The sequence below is a fragment of the Streptomyces sp. NPDC028314 genome, from assembly GCF_055565795.1.
The window spans coordinates 243,991-256,425 of record NZ_JBVHTP010000010.1 but is presented as its reverse complement, the minus strand read 5'-3'; the positions used below and the strand labels follow the sequence as shown (position 1 = coordinate 256,425).

The 12,435-nt window shown below is 70.9% G+C and carries 13 protein-coding genes; 5 read left to right on the top strand and 8 right to left on the bottom strand.

Features of this window, described 5'->3' with window-relative positions:
• Positions 1-38: 38 nt before the first annotated feature.
• The gene (locus ACZ4TG_RS23615; protein ID WP_468165928.1) at positions 39-557 is read left to right on the top strand and encodes a DUF4396 domain-containing protein; all 519 of its coding nucleotides are present in this window, start codon (positions 39-41) and stop codon (positions 555-557) included.
• 9 nt (positions 558-566) lie between these two features.
• On the opposite strand, the gene ACZ4TG_RS23610 is transcribed toward ACZ4TG_RS23615, so the two are convergent.
• Positions 567-1,199: a sulfite oxidase-like oxidoreductase gene (locus ACZ4TG_RS23610; protein ID WP_468165926.1), complete on the bottom strand. Its 633-nt coding sequence runs from the start codon at positions 1,197-1,199 to the stop codon at positions 567-569.
• 173 nt (positions 1,200-1,372) lie between these two features.
• Here ACZ4TG_RS23610 and bfr point away from each other — a divergent pair, with 173 nt between their 5' ends.
• Positions 1,373-1,852, top strand: coding sequence for a bacterioferritin (gene bfr, locus ACZ4TG_RS23605; RefSeq protein WP_030233303.1), 480 nt, complete (start codon positions 1,373-1,375; stop codon positions 1,850-1,852).
• A 66-nt stretch (positions 1,853-1,918) separates the two neighbouring features.
• Here the strand turns inward: bfr and ACZ4TG_RS23600 are convergent, their stop codons facing one another.
• Together ACZ4TG_RS23600 and ACZ4TG_RS23595 are read right to left on the bottom strand one after the other, a co-directional pair.
• Positions 1,919-2,167 carry a (2Fe-2S)-binding protein gene (locus tag ACZ4TG_RS23600; RefSeq protein ID WP_468165924.1) on the bottom strand — a complete coding sequence of 83 codons (249 nt, stop codon included), beginning with the start codon at positions 2,165-2,167 and terminating at the stop codon, positions 1,919-1,921.
• Positions 2,168-2,344: 177 nt separating this feature from the next.
• Positions 2,345-3,700 (bottom strand): class II 3-deoxy-7-phosphoheptulonate synthase, encoded by a 1,356-nt coding sequence (locus ACZ4TG_RS23595; RefSeq protein WP_189736270.1) that lies wholly within the window; start codon positions 3,698-3,700, stop codon positions 2,345-2,347.
• A 305-nt stretch (positions 3,701-4,005) separates the two neighbouring features.
• Between ACZ4TG_RS23595 and ACZ4TG_RS23590 the strand changes: the two genes are divergently transcribed.
• Positions 4,006-5,883, top strand: coding sequence for an anthranilate synthase family protein (locus ACZ4TG_RS23590; protein WP_468165922.1), 1,878 nt, complete (start codon positions 4,006-4,008; stop codon positions 5,881-5,883).
• Positions 5,884-5,907: 24 nt separating this feature from the next.
• Here the strand turns inward: ACZ4TG_RS23590 and ACZ4TG_RS23585 are convergent, their stop codons facing one another.
• From ACZ4TG_RS23585 to ACZ4TG_RS23565, 5 genes are all read right to left on the bottom strand, one after another.
• Positions 5,908-6,903, bottom strand: coding sequence for a 2-hydroxyacid dehydrogenase (locus ACZ4TG_RS23585; RefSeq protein WP_468165920.1), 996 nt, complete (start codon positions 6,901-6,903; stop codon positions 5,908-5,910).
• Between the two features lie 94 nt (positions 6,904-6,997).
• Positions 6,998-8,026, bottom strand: coding sequence for a 6-phosphofructokinase (locus ACZ4TG_RS23580; protein ID WP_468165918.1), 1,029 nt, complete (start codon positions 8,024-8,026; stop codon positions 6,998-7,000).
• Between the two features lie 185 nt (positions 8,027-8,211).
• Positions 8,212-8,856 carry a response regulator gene (locus ACZ4TG_RS23575; protein ID WP_468166181.1) on the bottom strand — a complete coding sequence of 215 codons (645 nt, stop codon included), beginning with the start codon at positions 8,854-8,856 and terminating at the stop codon, positions 8,212-8,214.
• Between the two features lie 32 nt (positions 8,857-8,888).
• The gene (gene macS, locus ACZ4TG_RS23570; RefSeq protein WP_468165916.1) at positions 8,889-10,100 is read right to left on the bottom strand and encodes a MacS family sensor histidine kinase; all 1,212 of its coding nucleotides are present in this window, start codon (positions 10,098-10,100) and stop codon (positions 8,889-8,891) included.
• A gap of 34 nt (positions 10,101-10,134) precedes the next feature.
• Entirely contained in the window at positions 10,135-10,869 is a 735-nt protein-coding gene (locus tag ACZ4TG_RS23565; protein ID WP_468165914.1) for a lysophospholipid acyltransferase family protein, read from the bottom strand.
• Between the two features lie 169 nt (positions 10,870-11,038).
• Between ACZ4TG_RS23565 and ACZ4TG_RS23560 the strand changes: the two genes are divergently transcribed.
• Both ACZ4TG_RS23560 and ACZ4TG_RS23555 read left to right on the top strand, forming a co-directional pair.
• Positions 11,039-11,818 carry an alpha/beta hydrolase gene (locus ACZ4TG_RS23560; RefSeq protein WP_468165912.1) on the top strand — a complete coding sequence of 260 codons (780 nt, stop codon included), beginning with the start codon at positions 11,039-11,041 and terminating at the stop codon, positions 11,816-11,818.
• On the top strand, positions 11,811-12,410 hold the full coding sequence (locus ACZ4TG_RS23555; RefSeq protein ID WP_468165910.1) for a hypothetical protein: 600 nt from the start codon (positions 11,811-11,813) through the stop codon (positions 12,408-12,410). The genes ACZ4TG_RS23560 and ACZ4TG_RS23555 overlap by 8 nt, the downstream gene beginning before the upstream one ends.
• Positions 12,411-12,435 lie beyond the last annotated feature (25 nt).

Genomic DNA, 12,435 nt, shown 5'->3' with positions numbered 1-12,435 from the left:
TGGCAGGACCGTTCTTCCGGCGTTTCCAGGGGGTTCCGATGGACCACGCACACGCGCACCACGAGCACGCGAACCACGACCACGCGAACCACGAGCACGCGCACCACCACGGCCCCGCCGGGGTCAGCTGGGCCATGGCCGCCAGGGCCACCCTCCACTGCCTCACCGGATGCGCCATCGGCGAAGTGCTCGGCATGGTCATCGGCACCGCGCTCGGCTGGGGGAACCTGGCGACGATGATCCTGGCGATCGTCCTCGCGTTCTTCTTCGGCTACGCGCTCACGCTGCGCGGGATCCTCGGCGCGGGTGTGGACTTCCGTACGGCCGTCAGGGTGGCGCTGGCCGCCGACACCCTCTCGATCGCCGTCATGGAGCTGATCGACAACGGTGTGATCGCCCTGTGGCCGGGAGCCATGGACGCCCACCTGTCGGAGCCGCTGTTCTGGACGGTGCTCGCGATCTCGCTCGTGATCGCCTTCGTCGTGACGACCCCGGTCAACAAGTGGATGATCGGCCGCGGCAAGGGCCACGCGGTCGTCCACCGGTACCACCACTGAGGCGGAGCGTCAGAGCTCCGGCCCGTCGCCGGGCACCTCCTGGTAGGAGTAGCGCTGCTCGCGCCAGGGGTCACCGATGTTGTGGTACCCCCGCTCCTCCCAGAAGCCCCGCCGGTCGGCGGTCATGTACTCGATGCCGCGGACCCATTTGGGGCCCTTCCAGGCGTACAGGTGCGGGACCACGAGGCGCAGCGGGAAACCGTGCTCGGCGGTCAGCAGTTCGCCACCCTGATGGGTGGCGAAGACCGTCCGGTCCGAGGAGAAATCCGCCAGGCGCAGGTTCGAGCTGAAGCCGTACTCGGCCCACACCATCACGTGGGTGGCCTGGGGGGCCGGCGGGGCGAGTTCGAGGAGGGTGCGGGCGAGGACCCCGCCCCATTCGGCGCCCTGCATGCTGAACTTCGTCACGCAGTGCAGGTCCGCCACGACGGAGTCGAACGGCAGGGCCGCGAAGTCCTCGTGGTTCCAGCAGTGCTTCTCACCGTCGGCCGTCGCGCCGAAGACCCGGAACTCCCAGCGCTCCGGCTTGAACTTGGGGACGGGGCCGTAATGGGTGACCGGCCAGCCTCGCTGCAACCGCTGCCCCGGAGGGAGCTCAAGGTACTCGGCTCCCGGAGATTCACGGCTTTCCGGCTGACCCATGACTCCATGGTGACAGACGTGGCAGTGTGGTCATGACCAGCTCCGAGCCGATTCGGGCAAGTCGCGGTAACTCCCACTAAGGAGGCACTTACTGGACGGCCCCGGGCGGCGGTGCAAGGATGCGCGCACCTGCCCAGTCACATAGCTGACATTGCTTGGAAGGAGCCTCTGCGATGCAGGGCGACCCCGAGGTCCTCGAGTTTCTCAACGAGCAGCTGACCGGCGAGCTGACGGCCATCAACCAGTACTGGCTGCACTACCGCATCCAGGACAACAAGGGTTGGACGAAGCTCGCCCACTACACCCGTGCCGAGTCCATCGACGAGATGAAGCACGCTGACAAGATCACCGAGCGCATCCTGATGCTCGACGGTCTGCCGAACTACCAGCGCCTCTTCCACGTCCGCGTGGGCCAGACGCTGACGGAGATGTTCCAGGCGGACCGGCAGGTCGAGGTCGAGGCCATCGACCGCCTCAAGCGGGGCATCGAGGTGATGCGCGGCAAGGGCGACATCACCTCCGCGCGGCTCTTCGAGGAGATCCTGGAAGACGAGGAGCACCACATCGACTACCTCGACACCCAGCTGGAGCTCATCGAGAGCATCGGGGAGCCGCTCTACATCGCGCAGCTCATCGAGCAGCCGGAGAGCTAGGCCGGCCGGAGAGCCAGGCCCGCCTGAGTGCCAGGCCGACCTGAGGGCCGGGCCGGGCCGGAGAAGCTAGGCCGCTTCCGCGAGCTCGGGGCCGGCGGAGAGCACGGCTGCCGCGTTTCCCGTGTCCAGCAGCTCCCGGCGCGGGCACGCCCCGCGGCCGAGGAGGCCCTGGATGGTACGCACGCAGGAGCCGCAGTCGGTGCCGGCCTTGGTGGCCGAGGCGATCTGGCGGGGGGTGCAGGCCCCGGCGGCCGCGTGGTCCTTGACCTGCTTGTCGGTGATCCCGAAACAAGAGCAGACGTACACGCGGTTCACCTCCCTGGCAGGAATGGTTCGGCCAGCCATCCCCTATTCGGTGAGGCTTACCTAACCATACCCAAAGTTAGGGTCACCTAAAAGGGGTGGATACGACGGTGGGGCACGGATCACATGGATCCGTGCCCCACCGTCGTAGGAACCTACGTGTCACCGACGCGTCAGGAACAGCGCCGCCTACTGGTCGCGGTACATCTCCGCGACCAGGAACGCCAGGTCCAGGGACTGGCTGCGGTTGAGGCGCGGGTCGCAGGCCGTCTCATAGCGCTGGTGCAGGTCGTCGACGAAGATCTCGTCGCCGCCGCCCACGCACTCGGTGACGTCGTCACCGGTGAGCTCGACGTGGATGCCGCCCGGGTGGGTGCCCAGGGCCTTGTGGACCTCGAAGAAGCCCTTGACCTCGTCGAGCACGTCGTCGAAACGGCGCGTCTTGTGGCCGGAGGCGGCTTCGAAGGTGTTGCCGTGCATCGGGTCGGTGACCCAGGCGACGGTCGCACCGGACGCGGTGACCTTCTCGACCAGCTCGGGGAGCTTGTCGCGGACCTTGTCGGCGCCCATGCGGACGACGAAGGTCAGCCGGCCCGGCTCGCGCTCGGGGTCCAGGCGGTCGATGTAGGTCAGTGCCTCGTCCACGGTGGTCGTGGGGCCGAGCTTGATGCCGATCGGGTTGGCGATCTGCGAGCAGAACTCGATGTGCGCGTGGTCCAGCTGGCGGGTGCGCTCACCGATCCAGACCATGTGGCCCGAGGTGTCGTACAGCTTGCCGGTGCGCGAGTCCGTACGGGTCAGCGCGCCCTCGTAGTCGAGCAGCAGCGCCTCGTGCGAGGCGTAGAACTCCACGGCCTTGAACTCGGCGGGGTCGGTGCCGCACGCCTTCATGAAGTTCAGCGCGTTGTCGATCTCCCGCGCGAGCTGCTCGTAGCGCTGCCCGGACGGGGAGGACTTCACGAAGTCCTGGTTCCAGGCGTGCACCTGGCGCAGGTCGGCGTAGCCACCGGTGGTGAAGGCGCGCACCAGGTTGAGCGTGGAGGCGGACGCGTTGTACATCCGCTTCAGCCGCTCGGGGTCCGGGACGCGGGCCTCTTCGGTGAAGGCGAAGCCGTTGACGGAGTCGCCGCGGTAGGTCGGCAGGGTGACGCCGTCGCGGGTCTCGGTGTCCTTGGAGCGCGGCTTGGAGTACTGGCCGGCGATGCGGCCGACCTTGACGACCGGCACGGAGGCCGCGTACGTCAGGACGGCGCTCATCTGGAGCAGCGTCTTCAGCTTGGCGCGGATGTGGTCGGCGGAGACACCGTCGAAGGCCTCGGCGCAGTCGCCGCCCTGAAGGAGGAACGCCTCGCCCTTGGCGACGGCTCCCAGTCGGGCGCGCAGCTGGTCGCACTCGCCCGCGAAAACGAGCGGAGGATACGACTCGAGGTCCGCGACGACAGCGCGCAGGGCCTCGGCATCGGGGTACGAAGGCTGCTGCGCCGCGGGAAGGTCTCGCCAGGTCGCCTTGGCGGCGGGGGCTTGGGTTTCAGCGTTCACGGTCACCTCATACACATTACGGCGTCACACGCCGCGTTCAGCCCGGTGCCCACTCCGTGAGACGGATATCTCTGGGAATGCACCCGCCTGTGCTGATCCGGATGCTTCGCGTCCACCGGGACGTCCGCTATGGTCGGCGGCATGTACGCGCACTCGAACCAGAACTGGTGGTGGCCCGCTTCCGGCGGCCCACTTCTCGCGCGTACGTAGAACGACACAGACGACGCGAAGGCCGCCCGAGGGGCGGCCTTCGGTGCTTTCCGGGCCCGGGCCGTCCCTCTCACCTCACCACGGAGAAGGACGCCCGCCCCATGGAACTCAGCCGCTTGCTCGACGACTCCTGCCCGCCGTTCGCCCTGCTGCGCCGCCGCACCCCCGGCCGCGACCACGACACCGTCGAGCTGCTGATCGGCCCGGTGCACGAGGCCGGGCGCCTCGCCGATCTGCCCCTCGGGGCGCTCCCCACCCTGGCCCTCGTCCCGTTCCGGCAGATCCGGGAGCGCGGGTTCGACGTGCGCGACGACGGCACGCCGCTGAGCGTGCTGACCGCCGAGGAGTCCTACGAGCTCCCGCTGGCCGAGGTACTGGCCGCGCTGCCGGACCACGAGGTACGGGTCGCGGGCGGCGGCTTCGACGTCCCGGACGAGCAGTACGCGGCCACCGTGGAGCGGGTCGTCGAGGACGAGATCGGGCGCGGCGAGGGCGCGAACTTCGTCATCCGGCGCACCTACGAGGGCCGGATCGACGGCTTCGGCCGGGCCGACGCGCTCGCGCTGTTCCGGCGGCTGCTGCTGGGCGAGCGGGGCGCGTACTGGACCTACGTCGTGCACACCGGGGAGCGCACCCTGATCGGGGCCAGCCCGGAGGTGCACGTGCGGATGTCCGGCGGGACGGTCGTGATGAACCCGATCAGCGGGACGTACCGGTACCCCGCCGGGGGGCCGACGGCCGAGTCCCTGCTGGCCTTCCTCGGAGACCGCAAGGAGACCGAGGAGCTGTCGATGGTCGTCGACGAGGAGCTCAAGATGATGTGCACGGTCGGGGACATGGGCGGGGTGGTCGTCGGGCCCCGCCTCAAGGAGATGGCCCACCTCGCGCACACCGAGTACGAGCTGCGCGGGCGCTCCTCGCTGGACGTGCGCGAGGTGCTGCGGGAGACCATGTTCGCGGCGACGGTGACCGGCTCGCCGGTGCAGAACGCCTGCCGGGTGATCGAGCGGTACGAGACCGGGGGCCGCGGCTACTACGCGGGCGCGCTCGCCCTGCTGACCGAGGACGCCGCGGGGGCGCAGACCCTGGACTCCCCGATCCTGATCCGCACCGCCGACATCGCGCCGGACGGGACCCTGCGGGTGCCGGTGGGGGCGACCCTGGTGCGCCATTCCGACCCGGCGGGCGAGGTGGCCGAGACGCACGCCAAGGCCGCCGGGGTGCTGGCCGCGCTGGGCGTGCGGCCCCCGGCGCCCCGGCCGGCGGCGGCCGGAGCCCCGCTCGCGGGCGACCCCCGGGTCCAGGCGGCCCTCGCCTCCCGGCGCCAGGACCTGGCCCCGTTCTGGCTCCGCATGCAGGAGCGGCCGGCCGCGGCGCCGGGCCACGCCCTGGTGGTGGACGGGGAGGACACCTTCACCGCGATGCTCGCCCACGTGCTGAGGGTGACCGGGCTGGAGGTGACCGTACGCCGCTACGACGACCCGGGCCTGCGGGCCGCCGCGCTGGCCTGGGAGGGCCCGGTCGTCCTGGGCCCCGGCCCGGGGAACCCGGCGGACGCCGGCGACCCGAAGATGCGGATGCTGCGCGGGCTGGCGGCGGACCTGCTGGCGGGGCACCGGGGCGGCCTGCTGGGCGTCTGCCTGGGCCACGAGCTGCTGGCCGCCGAGCTGGGGCTGCCGCTGGTCCGCAAGGCGGAGCCCGCACAGGGGGCGCAGACCCGGATCGACCTCTTCGGGGCGCAGGAGGTGGTCGGGTTCTACAACACGTACACGGCCCGCTGCACGGCGGAGCTCGCCGACCGGCTGGCGCTGCGCGGGGTGGAGGTCGCGCGGGACCCCGGGACGGGCGAGGTGCACGCCCTGCGGTCGGCCGCCGGCTTCGCCGGGGTCCAGTTCCATCCGGAGTCGGTGCTCACCCTGCGGGGCGCGGACCTGCTCCGCGACCTCCTGACGGCCGTCCGTACCGCCACGGCCGCGTAGGCCGGCCTGGCGGTGCCGGGGGCGTCACTCCGTCGGGGACAGGGTGTTCTCGGAGCGGCGCCCCGCCAGGTAGTCGTTCACGTTCGACACCGTCGTGGCGATGATCTGGCCCACGGCGTCGGTCGTGTAGTAGGCCTGGTGGGAGGTCACCACCACGTTCGGGAAGGTGATCAGCCGGGCCAGGGTGTCGTCCTCGACCGCCTCCAGGGACCTGTCCATGAAGAAGAGCCCGGCCTCGGCCTCGTACACGTCCAGGCCCACCCCGGCGAACCGGCCCGCCCGCAGCTCGTCCACCAGCGCGTCGGTGTCCACGAGCCCGCCCCGGCTGGAGTTCACCAGGATCGCGTCGTCCTTCATCAGCCGCAGCGCCGCGCCGTCGATGATGTGGTGCGTCGCGTCCAGCAGCGGCACGTGCAGGCTGATCAGGTCGGACTCGGTGAACAGCGTCTCCTTGTCCACGTACTTCATGCCCAGCTCCACGCAGGCCGGGTTCTGTGCGACGTCCCAGCCCAGCAGGTTCGTCCCGAAGCCCTGCGCGATCCGGGCGAAGGCCTCGCCGATCTTGCCGGTGCCGAGCACGCCGACCGTGCGGCCCCGCAGGTCCCGGCCCATCAGCCCGTCCAGGCGGAAGTCGAAGTCCCGTGTCCGGTTCGAGGCGCGGACGATCCGGCGGTTAACGGCCATCGCCAGGGTCCAGGCGAATTCGGCCACCGAGTACGGGGAGTAGTACGAGACCCGGCTGACGGTCAGGCCGAGCTCGCGGGCCACGTCCAGGTCGATGTTGTTGAAGCCCGTGGAGCGCTGGGCGATCATCCTGGTCCCGCCGCCCGCCAGCGTCCGCAGCACCCGCCCGCTCAGGTCGGCGTTGACGCTCGACGAGACGATCTCGTACCCGGCCGCGATGGGGGCGGTGTCCTCGCTGAGGAAGACGTCCAGGCAGCGCACCTCGTGGTGGCCCGCGAAGGCCTTCCGCATGAGCGGCTTCTCGTCCGCCTGCACCCCGAATGCCAGGATCTCCACGTTCGCTCCCGCCTTCACCGCGTCTTCGCATGCACCGGATCATGGGTCTTTGTCACGATACGACCCATGATCCGGACGTGCTGTGCGGCTCGGCTCAGCCGAAGAAGACCTCGGCCTCCTCGTAGAGCGCCGGGTCCACCGTCTTCAGCTTGGACGTGGCCTCCGCGATCGGCACCCGGACGATGTCCGTCCCCTGGAGCGCGACCATCTTGCCGAAGTCCCCGTCGCGCACCGCCTCGATCGCGTGCAGCCCGAAGCGGGTGGCCAGCCACCGGTCGAAGGCGCTGGGCGTGCCGCCTCGCTGGACGTGGCCGAGGACCGTCGTACGGGCCTCCTTGCCGGTCCGCGCCTCGATCTCCTTCGCCAGCCACTCGCCCACGCCGGAGAGCCGGACGTGGCCGAAGGAATCCGTCGTCGCGTCCTTCAGCACCATCTCGCCGTCCTTGGGCATGGCGCCCTCCGCGACGACGACGATCGGCGCGTAGCTCGCCTTGAAGCGGGAGGCGACCCAGGCGCACACCTTGTCCATGTCGAAGCGCTGCTCCGGGATGAGGATCACATTGGCCCCGCCCGCCAGCCCCGAGTGCAGCGCGATCCAGCCGGCGTGCCGCCCCATCACCTCGACGACCAGTACCCGCATGTGCGACTCGGCGGTGGTGTGCAGCCGGTCGATGGCCTCGGTCGCGATGCCGACGGCGGTGTCGAAGCCGAAGGTGTAGTCGGTGGCCGAGAGGTCGTTGTCGATCGTCTTCGGCACGCCCACGCAGGGGATGCCGTACTCCTCGTAGAGCTTGGCGGCCACGCCGAGGGTGTCCTCGCCGCCGATCGCGACGAGGGCCTCGACCTCGTACTTGGCGAGGTTCTCCTTGATCCGCCGGACCCCGTTCTCCAGCTTGAAGGGGTTGGTGCGCGAGGAGCCGAGGATGGTTCCGCCGCGCGGCAGGATCCCGCGCACCGCGGGGATGTCGAGGGGGACGGTGTCCCCCTCGACCGGGCCGCGCCAGCCGTCCTTGAAGCCGAGGAAGTCGTACTGGTACTCCTGGACGCCCTTGCGGACGACGCCCCGGATGACCGCGTTGAGCCCGGGGCAGTCGCCGCCGCCCGTCAGCACTCCGACCTTCATGGAATCTCCCTTCGCCAAAGGGCCCACTGAGCCCAATGGGCCCGCATGACGGTCACGCTAGTGGTGACTCAGGTCACAGCAAGGTGCCGGGAAGGGTCAATTCCGTTGCCATCGCGGGGCGTTGCGTTCGGACGTTCACCCGTACGGGGAACCGTCCGCGGGGACGCTCCGCGCGGCGTTCCCCCTTACGCGTCGTCCAGGCCGCGCTCTATGGCGTACCGGACGAGCTCCACCCGGTTGTGCAGCTGGAGTTTGCCCAGGGTGTTCTGCACGTGGTTCTGCACCGTGCGGTGGGAGATGACCAGCCGCTCCGCGATCTGCTTGTACGAGAGGCCCTTGGCCACCAGCCGCAGCACCTCGGTCTCACGGTCGGTCAGCTGCGGGACCTTCGGCTCGTCGGCGGCGGCCGGAGCCGGGTCGCTGGCCAGCCGCCGGTACTCGCCGAGGACCAGACCGGCCAGGCCGGGCGTGAAGACGGGGTCGCCGGCTGCCGTGCGGCGGACCGCGTCGATCAGCTCCTGGGCGCCGGCGGACTTCAACAGGTAGCCGGTCGCGCCGGACTTCACCGCCTCCAGGACGTCGGCGTGCTCCCCGCTCGCGGAGAGCACGAGGACGCGCAGGGCCGGGTTGGCGCCGACCAGCTCCTTGCAGACCTGGACCCCGGGCATGCCCGGCAGGTTGAGGTCGAGGACCAGTACGTGCGGGGCGGCGGCGCGGGCGCGGCGCACCGCCTCCGGACCGTCCCCCGCGGTGGCCACGACGTCGAAGCCCGCGGCCGCCAGGTCGCGGGCGACCGCGTCCCGCCACATCGGGTGGTCGTCGACGACCATCACCTTGATCGCGCTGAGCTCGTTCGGCTCGGTCACTGGGTCCTCCCCCTCGGTACTTTCAGTTCCACTTCGGTGCCCTGTCCGGGGACGGACACCAGCTCGGCGGTGCCGCCGAGATCACGCAGCCGGCCCCGGATCGACAGGGCCACACCCATCCGGCCCTCGCCCTCCGCCTGGTCCAGCCGCCCGGCCGGAATGCCCGGGCCGTCGTCACGGACGGTGACGATCACCTCGTCGCCCCAGTCCTCGACCAGGATCCAGGCCCTGGCCCCGTCTCCCGCGTGCTTGCGCACGTTGTCGAGGGCGGCGCCCACCGCGGCCGCCAGCTCCCGCGCCGCGGGCACCGGCAGCGGCACCGGGGTCCCCGGCTCGGCGAAGCTCACCTTCGACCCGGCGTGCGGGGCGAGCAGGCTCCGCAGGTCCAGCTCGCCCTCGTCGGCGCCCGGCTCCTCGAACTCGTACGTGTCCACGAGCGCGCCGAGCGACTCGTCCCGGGAGATCCGGGACGGGTGCACGAGCCCGCTGGAGACCAGGGTGCGCAGCGCCACCTCCTGGTCCCCGGCCATCCGGCCCAGCTCGGCGGCCTCCCCGCCGAGCTCGGTGCCGCGCCGCTGGACCATGGCGAGGACCTGGAGGACCCCGTCGTGGATGTCGCGGGCGAGGCGTTCGCGCTCGCGGGTGGCGGCTTCGATCTCCAGGGCGCGGGCCAGCGTGGCCTCACTGGCCCGGGCGACCTCGACCACGTAACCGATGGCGATGGAGGCGACCCAGACCAGCAGCACGTTGTGCAGGGTGTCCCGGGTGGGATTGCCGCCGTGGACCACCATGTTCGCGGCGGCCACGAAGCTCGACGCGAAACCCGCCCAGCGCCAGCCGCCCTTGATGGCGAACGCGAGGACCGAGCCGGCCGTCCAGATGGTGGGCAGCGTCGGGCCGCCGCCCGCGATCCGCTCCGAGGTGTCGGCGAGCGGGGTGAGCAGGATGCCGACGATCGCCACGGTCAGGTCGGCGCCGAGGAACCGCTTGGTGCAGCTGGCGGCGTTCGCCACCTTGCGGTGGGTGACCAGGGTCCAGGCGGCGAGCACGACGAGGTAGCCGGCCGCGACGCCCGGGCGGTCGAACTCCCTGTACGCGGAGGCGAACAGCAGCACCGCGTAGACCATGGTGAGCAGCCGGTACGCCGTCAGGGCCCGCCACAGCGGCTGCTCGACCGACATGTGTACGACGCGTTCGCGTTTCGCCATCTCCCCCACCCCGTGCGGGCGGTACCGCCCGCCCCTACTCCGCGCCCTTGTCGCCCTTGTCGCCCTTGGCCTTATCGGCCTTCTCGGCGTCCGCGATCTGCCGCTTGGCGGCCGTCGCGTAGATGTCGACGTACTCCTGGCCCGAGAGCTTCATGATCTCGTACATGACCTCGTCGGTCAGCGAGCGCAGGATGAACCGGTCGCCGTCCATGCCCTGGTAGCGGCTGAAGTCCAGCGGCTTGCCGATCCGGATCCCCGGACGCATCAGCTTCGGCACCACCTTGCCCGGCGGCTGGATCTTCTCGGTGTCGATCATCGCCACCGGGATCACGGGGGCGCCGGTGGCGAGCGCCACCCGGGCCAGACCGCCGGGCTTGCCCCGGTAGAGCCGGCCGTCGGGTGAACGCGTCCCCTCGGGGTAGATACCGAACAGCTCTCCGCGCTCGATGACGTCGATGCCGCTCTTGATGGCGGCCTCGCCCGCCCCGCGCGCACCGGAACGGTCCACCGGGAGCTGGCCGACGCCCTTGAAGAAGGCGGCCGTCAGCTTGCCCTTGACGCCCGGGGAGGTGAAGTACTCCGCCTTCGCGATGAAGGTCACCTTCCGGTCGAGCACGGCCGGGAGGAAGAAGGAGTCGGAGAAGGACAGGTGGTTGCTCGCGAGGATCGCCGGCCCCTCCGCGGGAATGTTCTCGAGGCCCTCCACCCACGGCCTGAAGGCGAGCTTCAGTGAGCCGCCGATCGAGAACTTCATTGCGCCGTAGATCAACTCGAAAGCCTTCCTGTGTCTGTCGAACAGACCTTATCCCCTGCCTCCCCCGGGAGCGGCCCGACGACCCTGGTCGGTGCCACCCCGGTCGCGTACGGTGAAGTCACACAGCGCTACGCACCTGTACCCCCTCATCCCCCTTCGCATCCCGACCCACAAGGAGACCCTGGTGCCCGTCCTCCCTGGAGCAGAGCCGTTCCGCCACGAGGGCGGAGAGGTCGGCGTGCTTCTCTGCCACGGCTTCACCGGTTCCCCCCAGTCGCTGCGCCCCTGGGCCGAGTATCTGGCCGAGCGGGGACTGACGGTGTCGCTGCCCCTGCTCCCCGGACACGGGACGCGCTGGCAGGACATGCAGCTCACGGGCTGGCAGGACTGGTACGCCGAGGTCGACCGCGCGCTGCGGGAGCTGCTCGACCGGTGCCAGCAGGTGTTCGTGTTCGGGCTGTCGATGGGCGGCGCGCTGACCCTGCGGCTGGCGGCGAAGCACGGGCACGCGGTCAGCGGCCTCGTCCTCGTCAACCCGGCCAACAAGGTGCACGACCCGCTGGCCGTCGCCCTTCCGGTGGCCAAGCACTTCATCCGGTCCACGCCGGGCATCGCGAGCGACATCGCGAAGCCGGGCTCGGAGGAGGTCGGGTACGACCGGGTGCCCACCCGGGCCGCGCACTCGCTGCGCCAGTTCTTCAAGCTGGTGGACGCCGAGCTGCCCCAGGTCACCCAGCCGGTGCTGCTGCTGCACAGCCCGCAGGACCATGTCGTCCCGCCCGTCGACTCGGCGCGCATCCTGGCCCGCATCTCGTCCACGGACGTGACCGAGACCCTGCTGGAACAGAGCTACCACGTCGCGACGTTGGACCATGACGCGGAGCGGATCTTCGCGGACAGCTTTGCGTTCGTCGGGCGGCTCGCGGAGAGCGTCGGCAGGGAGGGGGCGGCCAGCGGTGGCTGAGCACGAGGAGTCGTCCGGGGGTGTTCCCCCGTTGGACGAGGAGGCGGCGTGGGCGGCGATCGTCGCCGGGTACGGACAGGAACCGCCGGACCCGCCGGGGTCGAGACCGTTCCGGCCGATCGAGAACCTGATGCTGCCGGAGGAGGACGTCCAGCCGACGCCGCCCGCGGCGGCGAAGCCTGCGGAGAAGGACGCCGACCCGGCGGACCCGGCCGGTCCGGCGGACCCCGCCGGGCCGCTGGGCAGCTCGGTGGTCTTCGCCCCGGGCGTGGGCGCGGCGGGCCCCCGGGACCACTCCCTGGCCGAGCCGAAGGACGAGGACCTGACGCCCGAGGACCGGGCGGACGAGGGCCACTTCGTCCCCCCGGAACCGGAGCTCCCGCCGGCGGACACCACCTCCAAGTTCGCCTGGCTGGCGGTCGTGGGCGGTCCGGTGCTGCTGCTCCTGGCGGTGCTGCTCCAGTGGGAGATGACCTGGTGGCTGACCACCCTGGGCATCGGCGGCTTCCTGGGCGGCTTCGCCACCCTGGTCGCCCGCATGGCGCACGATGACGACGACGAGGACGACCCGGGCCGCGGCGCCGTGGTGTGAGTTTCCCTTCCGCGCCGCTCGCGCG